Here is a 20542-nt window from a genome sequence, read left to right on the forward strand (position 1 = left end):
TTACAGTTTTCATAGCGGATAGATTCCTCCTGTTGCTTTTTTGGTTTAGCAACTTAACTGTAACACAGAGGTTCTCTATTCGCTATACTTTTTTTGCTTTTTGTAACACATCAATTGTAATCCTACAGAAGTACACATCACGAATTTACATTGTTTTGTTGACATATCGTGATTTTTGGTTTATAATATAATGATATTAAATGGAGGTGCGATAATGGCTGTATGTTATGATAATTTATGGAAACTGCTTATTGATAAAAAGCTCAAGCGTACTGATTTAAAAGAGCTTTGCGGAATTAGCAGTAATGTTTTAGCAAAACTGGGGAAAAACGAACCGATTTCTATGGATTCATTAGAAAAAATATGTGCTTCGTTAAGTTGTCGTATAGAAGATGTTATGGAATTCGTTGAATTTGATGATACAACAGCACAGAAATAACAAGAGGAGCTTAATCAAAATGGCAAATAAAAAAATGGCTATAAATACTGTTCCGATTATTGATACAATTATAAACGGAGATAGTATAACATACATGGCATTGCTACCAGATAATTGTGTAGATCTTATCATTGCTGATCCGCCATACAATTTATCTAAAGGCAGAGATTGGAAATGGGATAATAGTATAACGTTAAACGGAATGGGTGGAAATTGGAATAAGGTAATGGAATCTTGGGATGATTTTACCCTTGAAACTTATTATCAATTTACATTTGCGTGGTTACAAGAAGCGCAGAGAATATTAAAGCCTACTGGCTCTATGTGGATTTTCGGAACTTATCATAATATTGGAATAATTAATTTAATCTGCCAAATACTTAAAATTGAAATTATCAATGAAGTTGTTTGGTATAAAAGAAATGCTTTCCCAAATCTATCTGGAAGACGTCTTACTGCGAGCCATGAAACAATTCTGTGGTGTAATAAAGGTGGCAAAAAAAGAGAGTATTATTTTGATTATGAATATTCAAAAAATGGCAACTTCGTTGGCGACGGTCTAAAAAGCCCAGAAAAACAAATGCGCACTGTTTGGGATATCCCAAACAACAAAGATAAAGAAGAGTTAAGATACGGAAAGCACCCTACGCAAAAACCGATTAAAATTTTAACTAGGATGATAAAACTTTCATCTAAAGATAGCGATATTGTATTCACGCCATTTGCTGGGGCAGGAAGTGAATGTGTTGCTGCTAAACTCTGTGGTAGACATTATCTTGGTGTTGAGCTTGAAGAAGATTATGTAACTATAGCTAACAATAGATTATATCATACAAAACCAAAGTGTGAGCAATTTACATTGTTTGAAACTATAAATCAGGAGGAGTAATAATGTTTCAGCCGGTAATTAAATGGAGTGGTAGCAAAAGAACACAAGCTGAAATCATTTGTTCTTTTCTTCCTGATAAATTTGATACATACTTTGAACCGTTTATTGGCGGTGGATCAATGCTATATGCCATTAATCCATCTAAAGGAATATGCGGTGATGTTTGTGAGCCGTTGATTTCACTTTGGAATAAAATAAAAAACTCCCCTGCCGAGTTGGCAGAGGAGTATAGATTGCGTTGGGAAAGATTACAGAAAAATGGATATGAGGTTTATTATGAAATTAGAAATGATTATAATAAAACCCATAACCCAGAAGATCTTTTGTTTCTTTCCAGAACTTGTGTTAATGGCTTAATTCGTTTTAATTCGAATGGTGATTTTAATAACTCTTTTCACCATACTAGAAAAGGGATTGAACCAGGAAAGTTAAAAGGAATTATTAATGACTGGTCTTCACGTATTCAAACCGCTACATTTATTGCAAGTGATTACGAAGAAACAACCGCAGCCGCAACCGATAAAGATCTCGTATATTTAGATCCGCCATATTTTCACACTAAAGGAAGATACTATGGAACAATTGATTTTGATAGATTCCTTGCGTATCTTGAGTCGCTCAATTCAAGGAAAATTAAATATATTCTTTCTTTTGATGGAATACGTGGTGACAACGATTACACTGTAGAACTTCCTAAAGAACTTTACAAGCGACATGAGTTCATATCTTCAGGAAATTCGAGTTTCAAAAAAGTAATGGATGGAGAAAGACAACAAGTATATGAATCATTGTACCTTAATTGGTAATTCATGATAATGTAATATACGGAGTATAAGTTCTGCCAAGAAGATAACTTTTTAGTATTTCAGTTTTTCTTGAAGATGTAACTATTTCAATATTCCATCCGCACTCTCTAGGTTCAAGAATAAATAACATATCGCAATTGCTGTGATCGAAAACGATGTCGTTCCTCTGAGCGGTATTTTTTAAATAAGCGGCAGCAGATATCGTTTCAAAAGAAGAAAACTCTAAATTTTGATGTGAACGTTCCCAATTTCCGACAGAAGGAATATAGTTGCGCTCAACATTTGGTATGTAATTCATCAAACTGTAGATATAGTTTTTTAGCCCTAAACCAACATCTGTTTCTAAGTCGGACGATTTTTCTTTTGATTCGATTGACAACAATAGGGGTTTCTCAAACACGTCAAACAACTCGATGATATGATCCGGACGTTTTCCTTCAATGTCGCTACTTACTCTTGGAAGAGATAGCCATCTATATTCTTTGTTGTTAAGAATCACAGAAAAACCGCTCCAATCTCCGCCCGGAGGGTTACACATGCCTTCGAAACAATATCCATTCAATATGTGCGAAAACAGAAAATGAATGCCTGTGTCAACATCATCTTCATGATATTCTGTGGGCACACTAGAAAACACAGCCTGTACAAGATTCTCATTCAAGATATTCCTTGTTGAATATTCATTCTTTAATTCAGTTGTGTTCATCAAAGCACATGCATCAGATATTGGACCTGACAAAATAGGTACGTCAAGTGCGACAAAATTGCTCAAAGCAAGTATTGATTTCCAAAAACCATTAGCATTTGCTAATCTTTGCGGTGCATTTAAAAGTCTAATATAGTTATTATAAATTATAGGTCCGTACAAATAGGTCATCACATCAACATCTGATGCGGACAACATGGTTGCCAAAGGAAGTAATCCTCTATCCGGTCGATTGTCATCACCTCGAGGTTTAAACCCTTTTATCAAACACAACACTAAGTGTTTATCTGTGGCTGCAATCAGATTAATTGTTTCTTCATCGAATTCTGGGTAAAGGAGCTTTAATCCTCTAGCAAAAATAGGACGCTGATTGGTTGGGATAATACCGAAAGGAAGATCTCGAGAGGCCAGTCCAATACTAACTCCATCAATTAAAGTTAAGACATCTTCTGATTTCCCATGATGACCCCTTGCAGTGATGGTTTTATGGAAGTTAAAGGTGGAATTTTCGTTTGCAAAATCAATAATATCCAAAGGACTATTATATAAATCAATCCATTGTTGCTGAGTAAAGTTGGTGTTTGGATTGGAACCATTGGATAAAAACAGTACAACATTCATGTTTTTCCGCAATAATATCTCTTCAACTTCACTTGTGTCCATGTCAAGCATTTTGCAAACAATATATTCCTTTAGCTCTTTTTCTCCAAAATCTTCCTCATTAAAGTTAGCAAGGGATATATCTCTTGATTTGTCAAATTCTTCGGACTTAACATAAACTTGCGCAACAAAGTTTTCCGTGTTTTTTGTAAAGTTTATATAACTATACGGTACTGCGGGGTTAGGAAAACGCAATGCCTTACGAGCCCTTGTTCTACTATCAAGTTCATATTTAACAAAATCGACAATATAAAGATACGGACAACCCGCCCTTCCTGTAGAAAAAGCCCTTCCGCTCCGTTGCCATGCTTGATTTCCTGCTTGTAAAGCACTGCAAAATTCAACAGCAAAAAGGATAGTCTCATTTTCGTTTTCAACTTTTGTGATAATGGCATCCGGCGTTTCATCAAGAAACGATCCGTTCGCCTTTAGGATATCAAATATATTTTCCTGCCAACGATGGCGACCAGATTTATTGAATCCCGGTAATAATTCTAAACACCATGTTTGTTCAAGATCTTGATATGTAAAACTCATTTGAATATTTATTGTTGATGGTGAAATAAGAGAAGTTACGAAAGATTCGGGATTAATTTCTTCTCGTATCAAACGGGCAATTCGTTCACACTCTACAATATTGTCACCATGAATTCTAAATGTTCTCATAATACTGCCTCCTTAATCGTCGATAAATAACTTATAAGTTTCAACTCCTAGAGCATCAGCGATACGTTGAATGTTTTCTAAGGAAATACTTCTGCGATAACATTCAATAGCACTAATATAAGTACGATGCATACCGCATTTATCAGCAAAAGCTTCTTGTGATATGCCCAAAGCGGTACGGTATTTTTTTAAGTTAGTTCCAAAAACTTTTACAATATCCATAGTTGCAATCCTCCTTATAATATATTATAATATAATTGAACACTATAAGTCTACATACAATAAGTGTCTGAAAAGAGGTCATAAAATGGCTATAAAGAAAATCAAAATTAGAAATTTCAAATGTTTTAAAGGACTATTTGAAATAGAATTGAATAAAGGTTTGAACATTCTCGTTGGCAACAACGAAACGGGTAAATCAACTATTTTAGAAGCAATACATATTGCATTAACAGGTTTATATGGTGGAAGAAATATCAGAAACGAGCTTTCCCAGTACCTATTTAACAAAGAAGTTGTTGACTTATACATTAACTCCGTCAATAGTGGTTCCGCATGGCCTCCACCCTCGATTATCATTGAAATATTCTTTGATGGATCTATTGATCCGGAGTATGAAGGCAATGAAAACTCAGAACATGATTCTTGTGAAGGCTTGAAATTTGAAATTACTTTTAATGAAAAATACAATAGTGAATACAATACTTTAGTTTCCAAGAAGAGTATGATGAGCATTCCAATTGAATATTACGAAGCTTCTTGGACTTCGTTTGCTCGCCAATCGGTTACCATTCGAAGCATTCCTATTAAATCTGCAATGATCGATTCTTCTAACTATCGCTATCAAAATGGCTCTGATGTCTATATATCAAGAATTGTAAAAGATTTGCTTTCACCTGAAGAGGTAACTGCGGTTTCACAAGCACATAGAAAAATGAAAGATACATTCATAGATGATGACTCTATCAAAGCAATTAATAAACGAATCAGTTCAGAATCCTCAATAGTTGACGGAACTGTTTCGTTGACTGTAGATTTAGGAACGAAAAATGCTTGGGAAAGTAGTTTGGTAACACAGTTGAATGATGTCCCCTTCGGCTATATAGGCAAGGGGGCACAATGTGTAATGAAAACCGAATTGGCACTGACTCATAAAAGTGCACAGCACGCCCAAATAGTTCTTCTTGAAGAGCCTGAAAGTCATCTATCCTTTTCAAAATTAAATCAGTTGATTAAAGCTATTGAGGAAAAATATGATGACAAGCAAATAATTATTTCGACGCACAGTAGTTTTGTTGCAAATAAGTTGGGGTTAGAAAATTTGCTGCTCCTTGAAAATCATCAAGTTATTAGAGTAACAGAATTGGCATCAGCGGATTTCTTTAAGAAGATATCAGGGTATGATACCTTAAGACTTATATTGTGTAAGAAAGCTATATTGGTTGAAGGTGATTCTGATGAGCTTGTAGTTCAAAAGGCATATAAGAACAATAACAACAATCACCTTCCCATTGAAGATCAAATTGATGTAATTTCAGTAGGTACATCTTTCTTGAGGTTTTTAGAATTAGCAGAAGCTTTGAATTTGAACGTTGCTGTAGTTACTGACAATGATGGCGATATAGATGCAATTGAAAGAAAGTATGCTAATTTTATTAAGGAGAACAAGAAGGATAATATCAAAATTTGTTATGATGAGGTTGTGGATACTGGTGCGCTCACTATTAATGGCAAACCGTATAACTATAACACTCTTGAGCCTAAATTATTAAAAGCGAATGGAAACGATTTAGCGTTATTTAATAAGATACTTGGTACTGATTTTGAATCTCTTGATGAACTTCAAAAATATATGAAACATCACAAAACAGAAACCGCATTGGCTGTTTTTGAAACAAGCGAAGAGGTGGCTTTCCCTGAGTATATATTGGAGGCTATAAAGGATGAGTAATAAACTAATTATTGCTGCGGCAGGATCAGGAAAAACAACTCATCTTGTTAATGAAGCTTTGAAGGTTACAGATGGCAAAGTTATTATTACCACATATACTGAAGCAAACGAAAAAGAAATTGTCAAGAAATTCTACAAATTAAATGGGTGTGTACCTGATAATATTACTATTCAAACTTGGTTTTCATTTTTAATACAACACGGAGTTAAGCCCTATCAAAGTGTTATTTATAATGGCAAAGTTAAAGGATTGTTGTTAGTTAATGAAAAATCCGGTTTTCGTTTTAGGGGTTGGAATGGACAACCTGTATATTTTGGAGAAGATGACCCGAAGAATCATTATTTTAGCAAATCGCAACTTATATATTCTGACAAGCTTTCCAAATTTGTTGTTAAAGCAAACGAATTAACGGATGGAAAGGTAATCAAGCGAATAGGCAAAATTTATTCCCATATATTCATTGATGAAATTCAAGATATGGCGGGATATGATTTGGAAATAATTAAGCTCTTGTTTTCTTTAGACTCTAATGTTTTATTAGTTGGAGATCCCCGACAAGTAACTTATCATACTCACGATGAAGCAAAACACAAAAAGTATACAAATGGCAACATAAAGGAGTTTGTTGAGAATGAGTGTTCAGAGCTCTCTGTTGATATAGACGATACAACGCTCAATAAGACTTATCGAAACAATCAACCGATATGTGAATTCGCTAATTCAATTTATAGCAATTTCAAACCTTGTGAATATATCGAACACCTACCAACGGGGCACGATGGAGTGTTTTTCGTATCACCGACGGATGTAGATGCTTACTTATCAATTTATCAACCTATGCAACTAAGAGATACTCGAAGAACATCTGTAAATTCTATGTATTCCGCAATGAATCTCGGTGAATCTAAAGGGCTGACTTTTGAAAGAGTGTTGATTTACCCTACTTCAAAGATGCTTGATTGGATGTTGGATCATAGCAAAGAAATGAAACCACAAAGCAAATCGAAATTTTATGTTGGTGTCACTAGAGCGAAACATAGTGTGGCAATAGTCTTTAATAATAAAAACGGAATTACCATACCGGGAATAATTAACTTCACATTATAAGAAAATCGGTGGACATACATCCGCCAATTTATCAAATGTTATTCAAAAGTGTTCATGTTACGACAAAAACCACTTGACAAACGAATGTTCTGTCATGTATACTGAAATACCCTCGTAGGAGGGACTACAACTGAATATGATGTCTTCGTAGAGGTATAGTTAAGCACCAGTCCGCTATACCGCCGGTGATCTCTTTGGAGAAAGCCGTGATTCGTCACCGTGAATTTTTTGTACTGTTTATGGTGGAGTTGAGTCGACACAAATAGTATGGTCTTTTTGAATTAATTCAAAGCCGTTATATATGAGCATCTGATTTGAAGCGAGAGCTAAAAGCTCCCGCCGATTATTAGTGTTGATATATAACGGCTTTTTATTTATTCTTGGACTACTTAATAGAATTTACGAACATGACATATAGGGCGAGTATGTTTCCACTATAAACTGCTTAAAATAGATTGCTTTGCAGCAGATGATCCTAACCAAAAAGAAGTACGGCAAAGAAAACGGATATATTGCTTGGCACGGTTATCAGAGCTTTAAGCCAGGTGAAGTTACGGCAAAAGAAGCACACGAAATCGGATTGCAGACAGCAAGAGAATTGTGGGGTGATCGGTATCAAATTATCGTTACAGATTCATTGGGTATATTGAGAAACCCAAATGCGGAGGTAATTACAATGCAGACACCTGAAAAGGCGTGGCAGTCGAGTTATTACCAAATCCGCATAAAACAAAAGAGCAGGCTTAAAAACCTGCTCAGTACATAACGAAGAAACTCGAAACTGCAAAAAATCGAGTGTCCATAACTCAAATCCGTTATGAACACTCGATATGGTGCGGATAACAGGACTTGAACCTGCATGAAATTGCTTTCACATGGACCTGAACCATGCGCGTCTGCCAATTCCGCCATATCCGCATATTTAATTTTTGCTCCTAATTTTTACACGGTGGAGCGACCGAGGTGGGGAGTATATCCTAATCCACATATATCATAACAGAAAATCTGTTACAAACTTATTTTACACAGAAGTGGCGTGACCTGAACCATGCGCGTCTGCCAATTCCGCCATATCCGCATATTTAATTTTGCTCCTAATTTTTACACGGTGGAGCAACCGAGGTGGGGAATATATCCTAATCCACATATATCTTAACAGAAAAATCTGTAAGAAGTTAATTTACACAGAGGTGGCGTAACGTGAACCATGCGCGTCTGCCAATTCCGCCATATCCGCATATTTAATTTTTCTCTCTGAATTTTTACACGGTGGAGCAACCGAGGTGGGGAACATATCCTAATCCACATATATCATAACAGAAAATCTGTTACAAACTTATTTTACACAGAGGTGGCGCGACCTGAACCATGCGCGTCTGCCAATTCCGCCATATCCGCATATTTAATTTTTGCTCCTAATTTTTACACGGTGGAGCGACCGAGGCGGTGCTTACTTTCAGATAAATCTTACTATTCGGCATACTCCGCATATATCATAACAGAAAATCTGTTATAACCTTACTTTACGCAGAAGTGGTGTGATCTGAACCATGCGCGTCTGCCAATTCCGCCATACCTGCATATTTAATTTTTGCTCTTTTATACACGGGGAGCTGTCGTACCATGAATAACCTTAAGTTAAAAATACTGTTTAACCTTATCCATTTATTCAATAGGTTGCTTATGCAAACTGCTTAAATATTATATCAAGATATTATCATTATGTCAACTAAAATTTCTCTCTAATTTTAACACATACAAATTTCTCTCTAATTTTAAATTGCTGACATCAATTTATATTAAATTCTGAGATAATTGCCTTGCTTTGGCTGAATTTTTAATTTCCGGTTGATATTTTATGGCAAAAAAAGTATAATTAAATGCAGACATTGAATCAGAAAGGTTGTATACACTATGAATCAAAACGCAGTTGATTTTTTGAAAACCTTAAGCGGTAAAAAAATCGCTCTTTGTGGAATTGGTAAAAGCAATTTGTATTTAATAAAATTATTCAAAAAATACGGGGCTGAGGTTATAGCCTGCGATAAGCGTGACGAGGCTGCACTTGGCGAGAACGCAGTTCTTGCTAAAAATGCAGGAGCTGTTTTATCGCTCGGCGAAAATTATCTTGATCTTGACGATATTGATATACTTTTTAGAACCCCCGGAATGAGATACTATATGGACGAGCTTGTTGCCTTTAAAAAGAAAGGTGTAGTTGTAACCTCTGAAATGGAAATGTTCTTTGAGCTTTGCCCTTGTAAAATCATAGCTGTTACAGGCAGCGACGGGAAGACAACAACCACCACAATTATCTCTGAGTTTCTCAAAAAAGAGGGGAAAAGAGTGTTCCTCGGCGGCAATATAGGTACTCCACTGTTACCTCAGATTGAAGAAATTACAAAGGACGATATCGCCGTTGTAGAGCTTTCAAGCTTCCAGCTTATTTCTATGCGTAAAAGCCCTGAAATTGCTGTTGTAACAAATCTTGCTCCTAATCACCTTGATATACATAAGGATATGCAGGAGTATATCGACGCCAAAAAGAATATAGTGCTTCATCAGAGTGCCTTTGGTAAGGCTGTTTTAAATCTTGATAACGAAATTTCAAACAGCTTTGAAAATGATTGCAGAGGCAAGGTTCTTAAGTTCTCAAGAAGAAATACTGTTGAAAATGGAGCTTATTGTGATGAAAACGGCTGTATGATTTATGCCGAAAACGGAAAAACTATTCCTGTTATGAACGCAAGTGATATAAAAATTCCGGGTCTTCATAATGTTGAAAATTACCTTGCTGCAATTTCAGCTGTGTGGGGAATGGTAAGCATAGAAAATATCGTAGAGGTTGCAAAAACCTTTGGCGGTGTTGAACATAGAGCTGAATTTGTCCGTGAGCTTAACGGTGTAAAATATTATAACGATTCAATCGCTTCAAGTCCAACAAGAACAGCCTTGGGTACATTGTCACTTTACGATTTTAAAATTATACTCATTGCAGGCGGTTATGACAAAAAAATTCCTTATGCACCGTTAGGCCCTGTAATCAACGATAAGGTTAAGGTATTAATTCTGATGGGTGCAACCGCTCCTAAAATAGAGCAGGCTGTGAAAGAGGCGGAAAACTATAATCCTGATAATATCAAAATTATCCATGTTTCAAATATGGGCGAAGCTGTTAAGGCGGCTCAGGAAAACGCAATAAGCGGAGATATTGTTTCAATGTCACCGGCAAGTGCAAGCTTTGATTTGTACAAGAACTTTGATGAAAGAGGAAAGCACTTTAAATCTATTGTAAATAACCTTTAATTGAAAGAATGATATAAATGAAAAATCTACTTTTTGACCTTTGCTCGGCAAACGGTGTAAGCGGAGAGGAAGGCTCAGTTGCAAAAATTGCTAAGCTTATAATGGGAACCTACGCTAATGTTGAATGCGATGTCAACGGCAATGTTATTGCTGAATTTGGCAAGCTTGACGCGAAGTATTCAATTATGCTTGATGCTCATATTGATCAAATTGGTCTTATTATAACCCATATTGACTCAAACGGCTTTGTTAAGGCGTCGCCATGCGGCGGAATTGACAGGCGCATTTTGCAGGCTGAAAAATTTTTAATTTTGGCAGATAAACCGATTCCGTGCATATGCTGTTCAACTCCTCCGCATTTGTCTTCAGGAAATGATGAAAAGGCTGTTTCTGCCGATAACCTCTGGTTTGATACAGGCATCAGCGGTGATAAGCTAAAAGATATTGTTTCCCTTGGCGACAGAATTGTATTTGACGGTCATCCAAGAGAGCTTCTTAATAATCGGGTAACCTCCAAAGCTCTTGATAACCGAGCAGGCGTAGCCGCAGTTATGTATTGTGGAGATTTATTGAAAAAGCAGGATTTAAACTGCAAGGTTATTATTTCTCTCTCCACAAGGGAAGAGGTAAATATGCTCGGCGCAAGGACGGCAGCTTTTTCCTGTTACCCGAGTGAAGCTGTTGCAGTTGACGTAAGCTTTGCTAAGCAGAGCGGTGTACCGTCAGAGAAAAGCGGAAACATAGACGAAGGTCCAATGATCGGCATAGCACCTGTGCTTGATAAGGAAATTTCAGAAAAGCTAATAACTGCGGCTAAGGTTAAGAAAATGAAGTATCAGTGTGAGGTTATGGGCGGTGCAACAGGAACAAACGCAGACGTTATTTCCTCCACAAGAGGCGGCATACGAACAGGTCTTGTTTCCATACCTCTTAGAAGTATGCATACAGGTGCAGAGATTGTTTCGCTCAATGATATTGCCGCAGTTGGCGAACTGTTGGCTGAATATGTTTTAGAAAGGAGTATTGCTGTATGTTAGATTTATCCTTTCTTAAGAAGCTATGTCTGTTAAGTGGAATATCAGGCGATGAAAAAAAGGTAAGTGAGCTTATTCAAAAGCGATTAAGGGATAGCGGAGCAGAAATAAATATTGACGGTATGGGAAATCTTCTTGTAACCAAAAAGGGAAGGAAAAGAGCAAAGAATAAAGTTCTTCTGTCTGCCCATATGGATGAGGTAGGCTTTATAGTAACTGATATTAACAGCGACGGAACTCTGAGGCTTGAAACGGTTGGCGGTGTTGACAGAAAGGCTGTATACGGAAAAAATGTAATTGTCGGTAAGAATTGTATCAACGGTGTTATCTCTGTAAAACCTGTTCATTTGCTCAAGCCTGATGAAAAGGACACTGTTATACCCGTTGATAAAATGGCTGTTGACATTGGTGCAGAAAGCAGGGAAGAGGCGATAAAATATGTTTCTCTCGGCGACAGTGTTTCGTTTGTTCCAAATTATAATGACGATAACGGAATAATAATGGCGAAGGCTCTTGACGACCGTGCAGGATGCTATATTCTTACTGAAATATTAAGGCAAGAGCTTGAATATGATATAACTTGCTCCTTTGTTGTGCAGGAGGAAATCGGCTTAAGAGGAGCGAAAGCCGCAGCATATACGATTGACCCTGACTTTGCAATTGTTGTAGAAGCAACCACAGCTTCAGATATACCAGGCTGTGACGACACAAATAACGTATGCTGCGTAGGTAATGGCGCTGTACTCTCATTTATGGACAGAAGTACAATTTACGATAAGGAATGTTTACAGCTTGCCTTGAAAACAGCGCAGGAGAAGAAAATAAACGTACAGCTGAAAAGAGCGGTTGCAGGCGGCAACGACGCCGGAGCAATCCATACCTCACGTTCAGGTGTGCGAACGATGGCTGTTTCACTGCCTTGCAGATATATTCATTCTCAAACAGGGTTAATATCTGCTTATGACTTAGAAAGCTCTTTTAATATTGTAAAAGAAATGGCTATGAAGCTTGCTGTAATTTAATGATACGTTCAATTAATAATACTGATAAAATTAATGCCTTAAATCCTTTTGGCATAAGGATTAAGGCATTACATAATGCATACGGTGGTACAAATATTTGCAGCTTTTATGTTGATACCGATACCTCCTGTATTATGGCGAAAAGCGGAAGCGTTTTGATACTTGATGGTAGCAATACATCTGATAATCAACTGTTATTTGACTTTTGCAAACTGCTCGGTGTAAATAGGTTACTGTGTAGCAGTGAGCACACATTTTCAAAAGAACATAAAACAGAGGGGTATATACTAAAGCATAACGCCTCTAAAACCAACTTACACAATAAGCGAACAGTAATAAATGATAAACTGCGTGACATTTTTCCGCTGATAAAAAATAATCTCGGTGAAAGTCTTTCCGGTGTCAGCTTTGATGAATTTTATGTTGATTTATCACACAAGGTTCGTCACGGCTGTGCTGCAGCAAGCATTGTATACGACGAGTGTAATCAACCCGTTTCATGTGCTGTTGCTCCATTTGTGTGCAATGAGGGAGCTGTTATTTCTGCTGTTTGCACAAACAAAGAAATCCGAAATAATGGCTATGCTTCTTCCGCAGTTAATGCAATAATTGACCACTTGACAGCCTGCGGGGTTGACAAAATTTTTCTTCAAATCAGCAATATAAAATTGCTCGATTTATATAATCGACTCGGATTTGTGTGTTCCGGTAAGTGGCAGGAAATATTATTATAAATTATATATGAGGTTAAGATGAACAGTTTTTTTAAATTTGATAATAGAATAATTAAAGCCGCAAAGCAGGCAATGAGCCTTTGTAAGGAAGAGATTGAAAAAATTGAAGAGATTAAAGAATATAATCAAAATAAAATGCTATACGCTTTTCAAAAAGCGCAGACAAGCGAAAGCCATCTGCTTGCTTCAACCGGCTATGGCTACGGCGACAGAGGCAGAGACGTGCTTGACGAAATTTATGCAACTGTATTTGATGCTGAGGACGCATTGGTCAGATATAATTTTGTCAGCGGTACACACACACTTGAGGTTGCGCTTTTCGGTGTCTTAAGACCCGGCGATAAAATGCTGTCTGTAACAGGCACTCCGTATGATACAATTCATCCGGTTATCGGAATAAACGGCGAGGGTGACGGCAACGGCAATCTTAAGGACTTTGGTGTTGAATATGACGAGGTTCCGCTTACAGCCGATGAAACGCCCGACTATGAGGCAATAGAAAGAGCGATTGACACATCCGTTAAAATGGTGTATATCCAGCGTTCAAGAGGTTATAGCACACGACCGTCCTTAACCTGTGAAGAAATCGCAAAAATCGCCGGAATAGCCAAAAGAAAAGCACCTGCTGCTATTGTTATGCTTGATAACTGCTACGGTGAATTTGTAGAGGTTAATCAACCGCTGTCAAACGGTGTTGACCTTATGGCTGGATCTCTCATTAAAAATCCGGGTGGCGGCATTGCTCCGACAGGCGGTTACATAGCGGGTAGAAGGAATTTGGTTGAGCTTTGTGCTTGCCGATTAACTACTCCTGCAACAGGCAAGGAGATAGGAGCTACTCTCGGTCATAACAGAGAGCTATTTATGGGTGCCTATAATGCTCCGATTGCAAGCTGTGAAGCGTTAAAAACAGCTGTTTTTGCAGCAGCCTTGTTTGAGGTTTTAGGTTATGAGGTTTCCCCACGGTATAACGAGCAAAGAGGTGATATAATACAGGTGATTAAGCTTAAGTCACCTGAAGCCCTTGTAGCGTTTTGCAAGGGTATTCAACAGGGAGCGCCAATTGATTCTTTTGTTGTGCCTGAGCCATGGGATATGCCCGGCTATAACTGCAAGGTAATAATGGCAGCCGGTGCGTTTACGCTTGGCTCTTCTATTGAACTTTCCGCAGACGCTCCTTTGCGTGAGCCCTATGCTTGCTGGATGCAGGGCGGTATTAACTTTCCTGCGGGTAAAACCGGCGTAATGCTGGCAGCACAGTCAATGCTTAATGAAGGGATTTTGTAATAACCGTTTTTATCAGTACTTTATATTAAAATTACGAACGCACCGATAGCCGGTAAATTGGCAGTCGGTGCGTTTTTCTCGGTATTAAATTACGTTATGGTCTTTTGATATAAGTAAAGAGTTAACAGTTTTTTGCAAAAATCTGTTAAAAAATTTTACTGTGACACCGGTTAGCAAAGCTGAAATTATAGTGCCTTCCCTTGTTCCTACGATAGTGAAGTTGAATAGTAACAGAGATAATAATATCGCTGTAATAACGCAGCTGACATCAAAAGCTATTTTTACATTACCAAACTGTTTATGTGTTGTGTCTGAAATAGCTTTTACAAATGCCTCTCCTGAGTTCATTATAACATTGGCTATAACAGCAAGCGAAATGCCAAATCCTAAAATTATGATTCCGATTATAACCATTAACAATTTCATAATGTACAAATCTGTGGGAATTCCCGAAACTATCCACATTCCAATGTCTGTAAAATACCCGAATAAAAATGATAACGGAATTTGCAAAAGCTGAATCAATTGGAATTTCTTTCTGAGAATTAATATCTGTCCCAAAATCAAAACACAGTTCCAAATTATCAACCATGCGCCGATAGAAAGAAAATCAAATTTGTAGCTCAAAACATTCGCCACTGAAGAAATAGGGGAAACACCAAGCTCACCGTGTTTTGTAAACGCAACTCCAAGAGCAGAAAAAAACAGACTGATTATGAAAAGTATGTATCGCTTTGTAATTTCTTTTTTATTCAATTTCGTCAACTCCGTTAACGTCTTTATTTCTTATTTTAACTTTCGACAAAGGGTTTGATTCAGCTGCTTTTTCGAGCTGTTCACTCGATAGATGAGTGTAAATTTCTGTTGTTCCGAGGTTTTCGTGTCCTAACATTTCCTGCAAAACTCTTATATCAACGTTTCCGTGCTGGTACATCAGCGTAGCGGCTGTATGCCTTAGTTTATGTGCAGAATAGCCGTTTCCGTCAAGTCCGATTTTTTGAAGAGACTTATACACAACATCCTGAACAGCCTGATTTCCCATACGCCTTTTAATTTGACTTATAAAAAGGGCGTGTTTATCTTTTGTATCGTTTGGCCGAACGGCAATGTAGTTTTTCAAAGCTGAAACGCAGGAATCGTTTAAATAAACAATTCTCTGTTTGTTTCCTTTGCCTGTAACAGTCATTATATTATCGGTTAAATTAATATCGCTGATATTCAGACCTACAAGCTCAGACAGGCGCAAGCCGCAGTTTAAAAATAACGTCAAAATGCAATAGTCACGCTCTTTATATCTGCCGTCAACGCTTTGTAAAAGCTCAATACTTTGCTCAAGCGTAAGATACTTGGGCAGTGATTTTTTAGTTTTCGGCACTTCAAGCTCTTCGGCAGGATTAATAGAGAGCAGACATTTTTTATTTGTAATATAAGAGAAAAAGGATTTTATGCTGGAAGTTTTTCGTGAGCGAGTTTTAGCATTATTTTGCCTGTCGGTAATTGCGTAATCCATAAAGGAATAAATATCGGTAAGAGTAACAGTTTTGATTAAATCAATATCAATGTCAGAAATTTGAATCTTATCAAATTCAGCATCGGGTTTTTCACGACCCTTGAGAATTTTTATGTATCTAAAGAAGGTTCTGAGGTCGAGGTAGTATTCGTCAACTGTTTTTTGAGATTTACCTTTGATATTCTGCAAATAGCCAAGAAAATCCTTAATAACATCCGGCGCTTCAAAAATATATTTGCTATTCATTTCACCACCACTTTCATTTTAATGATAACACAGAGAAGGAGATAAATCAATTGTCAAAACTACACAAAATGAATATTTTGTGTAGTTTAGGGAAGGGGAACAAACAAATTCTAAATAATAGCTACAATCCCACCGATGTCCAAAAGCGGCTTATTACTCAACTTTATTAGCTCAACACCGTGGTTTTTACAAAATGATTTAATGTTTTTGAAGTCGCTGTGCTTAGAATAATCTCCACAAAACGCCAAAGTATTCTTATCTAATTTAAAGCAACAACCGCCGATTAATCCGTAATCATAACCGTCAAGCATTACCGAGCCTTTTGAAACCTTAAGAATGTCAATATCTGTCTGATTATTGCATTTGCTGAAAATTGCTTCGTCGTCAGTTATTATTGCGTTGTGGCTGACAACAGCCGTTGAGCATTTTGCGTAGCCTTGGTTAGCGTCAATAATTTGTACGCCGTTTTCTATGTAAAGCCTCAGCAATTCTTTATTACTGTGGCGTATATTGCAGATATATTTGTCGCCGATAAAAGCTCCGTTTAAGCTGATATTATGCGGGTATTTGCATGACGGGCAAGCTTTTTCAATTATTATATTTGCTTTAGGGTTTAGAGCTTCAAGTTTATTTTTCAGCACCGAACAACTGTTCCGTAGGAAATAGAGGGTTTCAGAAAAATTATGAACCTGCATATCTGCGTGATATCTTTCACTATACGGCAAGTCAACAGATTCAATGCTTTCTATAACATTTATGCCAAGCCTTTTAAGCTCGTCTGTAATACAGCAGTATTGAGGCGATACGATTGCCGCTTTTATTTTGCGTTGCGGTAAATTAGGATTATTCATTTTCTTCTCCATTATTCATATTTCAGCGCATCAATAGGCTTAAGCTTAGCAGCCTTAATTGACGGATAAACTCCAAATACAATTCCTGAAATAGTTGCGAACAGAATTGTAAAGACAATATATTTCCAGTCTGCTATTAACGTCATTTCCATTATTGAAGTACCAATATAAGAAATAACCAACCCAAGTATCACACCGATTATCGAACCGATAAACGAAAGCAAAAATGCTTCTGATAAAAATTCGCTTACAATCTTTTTCTTTGACGCACCTATTGATTTTTTTATTCCGATTTCTCTTTTTCTTTCAGACACTGAAACGAGCATAACCGTCATTATACTAAGGCCGGCAACAATAAGAGAAATTGCGCCAATTGCAGTTAAAATCAAGGTAACAATGCCCAGTATATTTGCAAGAACATCCCTTTGCTTTGCCATATTGCTTGCTGTGTAGCCGTCATCAACGCCCTGTGATGAGTTAAGTGTCTGAGTAATTCTGCCGGACAGCTCATCAATATCAACTCCGCTGTCAAGCTTTGTAATGATTTGATTATAATTGCTCTGTCCGGTAATTTCAGCCGCCGTTGTATACGGTATATAAACAAAGCTCGGCACATAGCCGCTTAGAGCGTTTTGTAACATTCCACTGCCTGTCTTTAACACGCCGACCACACTGTAATCTTCAACAGCACCGTTTATATTAACTCGTACTGTTTTGCCGACTATGTTGTCTGTACTGAAATTTTGATTAGAAAAAGCCTTGTCAACCATACAAACTCTTGCTGAGGACGCAATATCATTTTTATCAAAAAATCTTCCATACAACACTTTCAGAGAAACAGTTTCTTGCGCAGTTTCGTTAATACCCCATGTAATCACATCTGTGCTGTCATCTCCAAGGAGAAAGCTTGACGGGAGTGCCATAACAGGCGTGGCACTGTCAATTGAACTGTTTGTTGAAATAAGCTCAAGCTCTGCATTTGTCAACGGAAGCTTTTTGCCTTCTTTAATTGTGATGTTCATTCCGCTTAAGCCTAAGCTGTCAAGCTCGTTATTTACTGCCGTAGTGCCGCAGGCGCTGATACAACTTATAATAATAACAGAGGTTACGCCGATTATTATTCCTATCATAGTTAATGCGGCTCTGCTTTTTTTGCGGATGATATTGCGCATAGCGCATGACAAGGTATCAATCATTTTCATCCTCCGTTGCCTTTGCAAAGGATTGTTCTTTAATGTCTTCCGGTGATGAAATAATCAGTTCGTTTTCGTCAATTCCGGAAAGAACCTCTACCCCATTTTTATATTCTTCTCCGGTTTTTACACTGCGCTTTTCACATATTCCTGCCTGGGAATAGCAAAGAACATATTCCTCTCCACTGTCATCGTATTTAATAGATTCATACGGCAATATTACGGCGTTGTCCTTACTTCCGACAGTTATAGTGCATTTTACCGAGTAGCCTGACTTTACAACGTCTGTCAAACCGCTGTCTATTTTTACAATTACATCTATTGTTGTTTCTTTACCTGTGCTTGTAGTAGTTTGCTTTGCAGAATTACCTATTTTGAAAACAGTGCCGTTCATAATATTGTTTTTGACCGCATTGCAGGTTAACTTTGCTTTTTGTCCAACCTTTATTTCACTTATTTTATTTTCGCTTACACTGAGCCGTGCCTGCATTGAATTACTTTCTGCAAATGTTATTAATTCGTCACCCGGAGAGATAAGATTTCCTTTCTTAATATTAACTTCGCCTACTGCTCCGTCATAATCGCTGCAAACAAGAATTGGCTCAGCGCCGTTATCAACTTTAGTTGATACAGCGATACCATCCTTTTCGTAACTGTCAAGCGAGCTTATATCTCCGCTTAAAACTGATTTTATTATTTCATCTTCAGTCATTTTTGCGGCTTCATCAACCTGAGAGCCTAATGTCGACGTATTTTGAGGAATATAAGAATATAGCTTATCTCCTTTTTTAATTATATCTCCTTCTGTTACAAAAACTTCTTCAACAACAGCAAGCTGATTAGCGCACAAAATTTGGTTGTCGCTGTATTCCATTCTTCCTGTGCATATAACCGTTGTATCTACTTTTTGAGGGTCAACAGATATAACCTTAACATTTGGAACCTTTGAAATGATTATTCCGCTTGTAATAAAGCATAACGATATAATAACTGCTGTTAAAGCAATAATTGTAGATTTTTTAACCACTAACACCACTCCCTTGCTATTCTATTATTTATCGAATAGCGTGTTTTATTAATGTTAGTGTATTAATTTTATCATTTAGGATTTGCCTTATACTGCCATACAGATTAAATTTATACACAGCGCAGCAGCGCAGGCAAACACCGCTACAGTTAACAAGCTTTTTTCCTTAAAAGCAAGTATGCAGGCAACAGCAAAACCTGCTGCCGAAGCAACATAATTTCCTGTTGAAAACAAAATAGCAGGAAAAGTCATAGCTCCGAGCACTGCGTAAGGCACATAGTACAAAAAGCTTTTTATAAAAGTGTTTGTGATTTTACCTCTGAAAATAACAAACGGAATTACTCTTATAAGATATGTAACTCCTGCCATAATAAAAAGATAGATGAAAAAGTCTTTTACTAACATTGCGTTTCCTCCTTTATCGGGAAGAAAATTGCTCCTACCAGAGCTGCAACTACTGTACAGATTATAATTACAAAGCCGCTTGAAACGCTGCTCAACACAGGTACCCATTTAAATGCGCAGCTCAACAGTACGGAGATAACTATAACCTTTAATATTGCCGAATTTTTCTTTGCCGGTGGTATTATTATTGCCAAGAACATACCATAAATTGCAATGCACAGCGAATCTCTTACAACTCCGGGCAAAATTTGTCCTGCTACTGCTCCGAGGAATGTACCTGATGTCCACCCTAAGACAGGCAATGCAATAATACCGTAAAGGTAGTTACGGCTGACTTCATTTTCGTTGCCCATTGATACTGCAAATATTTCGTCGGTAATGCCAAAGCCTGTCAGCCAGCGGTGAATACCTTTAACGCTTTTATCCGTTTTTTGTGATAATGAAAGCGACATAAGAGCGTAACGTAGATTTATAATCAGCTGAGCGCAAGCCATTTCTACCCAAAATCCACCGCCTCTTACCATTATATCAAGTCCTGCGAACTGACCTGCAGATGTGAGGTTTGTCAGCGAAACCAACACAGTCTCCCACCAATTAAGACCGGAGGCGATTGATTGAAGACCGAATGTGAAGGAAACCGATATATATCCCAAACCTATAGGAATTCCGTCCCTCAGTCCTTTTTTTAAGTCCGTCATATTT

At 37.4% G+C, this 20542-nt stretch carries 20 protein-coding genes and 1 tRNA gene; 11 read left to right on the top strand and 10 right to left on the bottom strand.

Annotated features, from left to right (window positions below):
• Positions 1–214: 214 nt before the first annotated feature.
• Genes GMA13_RS03265 through GMA13_RS03275 form a run of 3 tightly spaced genes read left to right on the top strand, consistent with a single transcriptional unit; the run spans position 215 to position 2134 of the window.
• Positions 215–439: a helix-turn-helix transcriptional regulator gene (locus tag GMA13_RS03265; RefSeq protein ID WP_255882667.1), complete on the top strand. Its 225-nt coding sequence runs from the start codon at positions 215–217 to the stop codon at positions 437–439.
• Between the two features lie 19 nt (positions 440–458).
• Complete coding sequence (locus GMA13_RS03270) at positions 459–1328, top strand: site-specific DNA-methyltransferase (RefSeq protein WP_255882668.1); 870 nt, start codon at positions 459–461, stop codon at positions 1326–1328.
• A 2-nt stretch (positions 1329–1330) separates the two neighbouring features.
• Positions 1331–2134: a DNA adenine methylase gene (locus tag GMA13_RS03275; protein ID WP_255882669.1), complete on the top strand. Its 804-nt coding sequence runs from the start codon at positions 1331–1333 to the stop codon at positions 2132–2134.
• 1 nt (position 2135) lies between these two features.
• Here the strand turns inward: GMA13_RS03275 and GMA13_RS03280 are convergent, their stop codons facing one another.
• Together GMA13_RS03280 and GMA13_RS03285 are read right to left on the bottom strand one after the other, a co-directional pair.
• On the bottom strand, positions 2136–4166 hold the full coding sequence (locus GMA13_RS03280) for a hypothetical protein (protein WP_255882670.1): 2031 nt from the start codon (positions 4164–4166) through the stop codon (positions 2136–2138).
• A gap of 12 nt (positions 4167–4178) precedes the next feature.
• Positions 4179–4388, bottom strand: a complete 210-nt coding sequence (locus tag GMA13_RS03285; protein WP_255882671.1) for a helix-turn-helix domain-containing protein — start codon at positions 4386–4388, stop codon at positions 4179–4181.
• Positions 4389–4473: 85 nt separating this feature from the next.
• Between GMA13_RS03285 and GMA13_RS03290 the strand changes: the two genes are divergently transcribed.
• The 3 genes from GMA13_RS03290 (at position 4474) to GMA13_RS03300 (ending at position 7991) form a co-directional block, all read left to right on the top strand.
• Positions 4474–6117: an ATP-dependent endonuclease gene (locus tag GMA13_RS03290; RefSeq protein WP_255882673.1), complete on the top strand. Its 1644-nt coding sequence runs from the start codon at positions 4474–4476 to the stop codon at positions 6115–6117.
• Positions 6110–7225: a UvrD-helicase domain-containing protein gene (locus GMA13_RS03295; protein WP_255882674.1), complete on the top strand. Its 1116-nt coding sequence runs from the start codon at positions 6110–6112 to the stop codon at positions 7223–7225. Before GMA13_RS03290 ends, GMA13_RS03295 begins: the two co-directional genes overlap by 8 nt.
• A gap of 469 nt (positions 7226–7694) precedes the next feature.
• On the top strand, positions 7695–7991 hold the full coding sequence (locus GMA13_RS03300) for a relaxase/mobilization nuclease domain-containing protein (protein WP_255882675.1): 297 nt from the start codon (positions 7695–7697) through the stop codon (positions 7989–7991).
• 65 nt (positions 7992–8056) lie between these two features.
• On the opposite strand, the gene GMA13_RS03305 is transcribed toward GMA13_RS03300, so the two are convergent.
• A tRNA-Leu gene (locus tag GMA13_RS03305) sits at positions 8057–8143 on the bottom strand.
• Positions 8144–9139: 996 nt separating this feature from the next.
• Between GMA13_RS03305 and murD the strand changes: the two genes are divergently transcribed.
• The 5 genes from murD to GMA13_RS03330 are packed head-to-tail and all read left to right on the top strand — an operon-like array spanning position 9140 to position 14608.
• Positions 9140–10531, top strand: coding sequence for a UDP-N-acetylmuramoyl-L-alanine--D-glutamate ligase (gene murD, locus GMA13_RS03310; protein WP_255882676.1), 1392 nt, complete (start codon positions 9140–9142; stop codon positions 10529–10531).
• A gap of 17 nt (positions 10532–10548) precedes the next feature.
• Complete coding sequence (locus GMA13_RS03315; RefSeq protein WP_255882677.1) at positions 10549–11568, top strand: M42 family peptidase; 1020 nt, start codon at positions 10549–10551, stop codon at positions 11566–11568.
• Positions 11562–12587: a M42 family metallopeptidase gene (locus GMA13_RS03320; RefSeq protein WP_255882678.1), complete on the top strand. Its 1026-nt coding sequence runs from the start codon at positions 11562–11564 to the stop codon at positions 12585–12587. The genes GMA13_RS03315 and GMA13_RS03320 overlap by 7 nt, the downstream gene beginning before the upstream one ends.
• Positions 12587–13321: a GNAT family N-acetyltransferase gene (locus GMA13_RS03325; protein WP_255882679.1), complete on the top strand. Its 735-nt coding sequence runs from the start codon at positions 12587–12589 to the stop codon at positions 13319–13321. The genes GMA13_RS03320 and GMA13_RS03325 overlap by 1 nt, the downstream gene beginning before the upstream one ends.
• Positions 13322–13339: 18 nt before the next feature.
• Positions 13340–14608, top strand: coding sequence for a methionine gamma-lyase family protein (locus GMA13_RS03330; protein ID WP_255882680.1), 1269 nt, complete (start codon positions 13340–13342; stop codon positions 14606–14608).
• Between the two features lie 84 nt (positions 14609–14692).
• Here GMA13_RS03330 and GMA13_RS03335 read toward each other — a convergent pair whose 3' ends face one another.
• The 7 genes from GMA13_RS03335 to GMA13_RS03365 all read right to left on the bottom strand — a co-directional run bounded on the left by GMA13_RS03335 (position 14693) and on the right by GMA13_RS03365 (position 20538).
• Positions 14693–15364: a YitT family protein gene (locus GMA13_RS03335; protein WP_255882682.1), complete on the bottom strand. Its 672-nt coding sequence runs from the start codon at positions 15362–15364 to the stop codon at positions 14693–14695.
• Positions 15357–16364, bottom strand: coding sequence for a tyrosine recombinase XerC (locus GMA13_RS03340; RefSeq protein ID WP_255882683.1), 1008 nt, complete (start codon positions 16362–16364; stop codon positions 15357–15359). The genes GMA13_RS03335 and GMA13_RS03340 overlap by 8 nt, the downstream gene beginning before the upstream one ends.
• A gap of 110 nt (positions 16365–16474) precedes the next feature.
• Positions 16475–17215 (bottom strand): DUF6873 family GME fold protein, encoded by a 741-nt coding sequence (locus GMA13_RS03345; protein ID WP_255882684.1) that lies wholly within the window; start codon positions 17213–17215, stop codon positions 16475–16477.
• An 11-nt stretch (positions 17216–17226) separates the two neighbouring features.
• Entirely contained in the window at positions 17227–18411 is a 1185-nt protein-coding gene (locus tag GMA13_RS03350) for an ABC transporter permease (protein WP_255882685.1), read from the bottom strand.
• Complete coding sequence (locus GMA13_RS03355; protein ID WP_255882686.1) at positions 18404–19435, bottom strand: efflux RND transporter periplasmic adaptor subunit; 1032 nt, start codon at positions 19433–19435, stop codon at positions 18404–18406. Before GMA13_RS03355 ends, GMA13_RS03350 begins: the two co-directional genes overlap by 8 nt.
• A gap of 87 nt (positions 19436–19522) precedes the next feature.
• Positions 19523–19840 carry an AzlD domain-containing protein gene (locus GMA13_RS03360; RefSeq protein ID WP_255882687.1) on the bottom strand — a complete coding sequence of 106 codons (318 nt, stop codon included), beginning with the start codon at positions 19838–19840 and terminating at the stop codon, positions 19523–19525.
• A complete protein-coding gene (locus GMA13_RS03365; RefSeq protein ID WP_255882688.1) occupies positions 19834–20538 on the bottom strand; it encodes an AzlC family ABC transporter permease in 705 nt (234 codons plus the stop codon). The genes GMA13_RS03360 and GMA13_RS03365 overlap by 7 nt, the downstream gene beginning before the upstream one ends.
• Positions 20539–20542 lie beyond the last annotated feature (4 nt).

Origin of the sequence: Ruminococcus sp. zg-924, from assembly GCF_024433635.1 — a bacterium.
Lineage (GTDB): Bacteria > Bacillota > Clostridia > Oscillospirales > Acutalibacteraceae > UBA7067.

Excerpts from the sequence above, each read along its gene's own strand:
- GMA13_RS03265 (WP_255882667.1), top strand. The coding sequence starts at position 215 with ATGGCTGTATGTTATGATAATTTATGGAAACTGCTTATTGATAAAAAG.
- GMA13_RS03270 (WP_255882668.1), top strand. The coding sequence starts at position 459 with ATGGCAAATAAAAAAATGGCTATAAATACTGTTCCGATTATTGATACA.
- GMA13_RS03275 (WP_255882669.1), top strand. The coding sequence starts at position 1,331 with ATGTTTCAGCCGGTAATTAAATGGAGTGGTAGCAAAAGAACACAAGCT.
- GMA13_RS03280 (WP_255882670.1), bottom strand. The coding sequence starts at position 4,166 with ATGAGAACATTTAGAATTCATGGTGACAATATTGTAGAGTGTGAACGA.
- GMA13_RS03285 (WP_255882671.1), bottom strand. The coding sequence starts at position 4,388 with ATGGATATTGTAAAAGTTTTTGGAACTAACTTAAAAAAATACCGTACC.
- GMA13_RS03290 (WP_255882673.1), top strand. The coding sequence starts at position 4,474 with ATGGCTATAAAGAAAATCAAAATTAGAAATTTCAAATGTTTTAAAGGA.
- GMA13_RS03295 (WP_255882674.1), top strand. The coding sequence starts at position 6,110 with ATGAGTAATAAACTAATTATTGCTGCGGCAGGATCAGGAAAAACAACT.
- GMA13_RS03300 (WP_255882675.1), top strand. The coding sequence starts at position 7,695 with ATGATCCTAACCAAAAAGAAGTACGGCAAAGAAAACGGATATATTGCT.
- murD (WP_255882676.1), top strand. The coding sequence starts at position 9,140 with ATGAATCAAAACGCAGTTGATTTTTTGAAAACCTTAAGCGGTAAAAAA.
- GMA13_RS03315 (WP_255882677.1), top strand. The coding sequence starts at position 10,549 with ATGAAAAATCTACTTTTTGACCTTTGCTCGGCAAACGGTGTAAGCGGA.
- GMA13_RS03320 (WP_255882678.1), top strand. The coding sequence starts at position 11,562 with ATGTTAGATTTATCCTTTCTTAAGAAGCTATGTCTGTTAAGTGGAATA.
- GMA13_RS03325 (WP_255882679.1), top strand. The coding sequence starts at position 12,587 with ATGATACGTTCAATTAATAATACTGATAAAATTAATGCCTTAAATCCT.
- GMA13_RS03330 (WP_255882680.1), top strand. The coding sequence starts at position 13,340 with ATGAACAGTTTTTTTAAATTTGATAATAGAATAATTAAAGCCGCAAAG.
- GMA13_RS03340 (WP_255882683.1), bottom strand. The coding sequence starts at position 16,364 with ATGAATAGCAAATATATTTTTGAAGCGCCGGATGTTATTAAGGATTTT.
- GMA13_RS03345 (WP_255882684.1), bottom strand. The coding sequence starts at position 17,215 with ATGAATAATCCTAATTTACCGCAACGCAAAATAAAAGCGGCAATCGTA.
- GMA13_RS03350 (WP_255882685.1), bottom strand. The coding sequence starts at position 18,411 with ATGATTGATACCTTGTCATGCGCTATGCGCAATATCATCCGCAAAAAA.
- GMA13_RS03360 (WP_255882687.1), bottom strand. The coding sequence starts at position 19,840 with ATGTTAGTAAAAGACTTTTTCATCTATCTTTTTATTATGGCAGGAGTT.
- GMA13_RS03365 (WP_255882688.1), bottom strand. The coding sequence starts at position 20,538 with ATGACGGACTTAAAAAAAGGACTGAGGGACGGAATTCCTATAGGTTTG.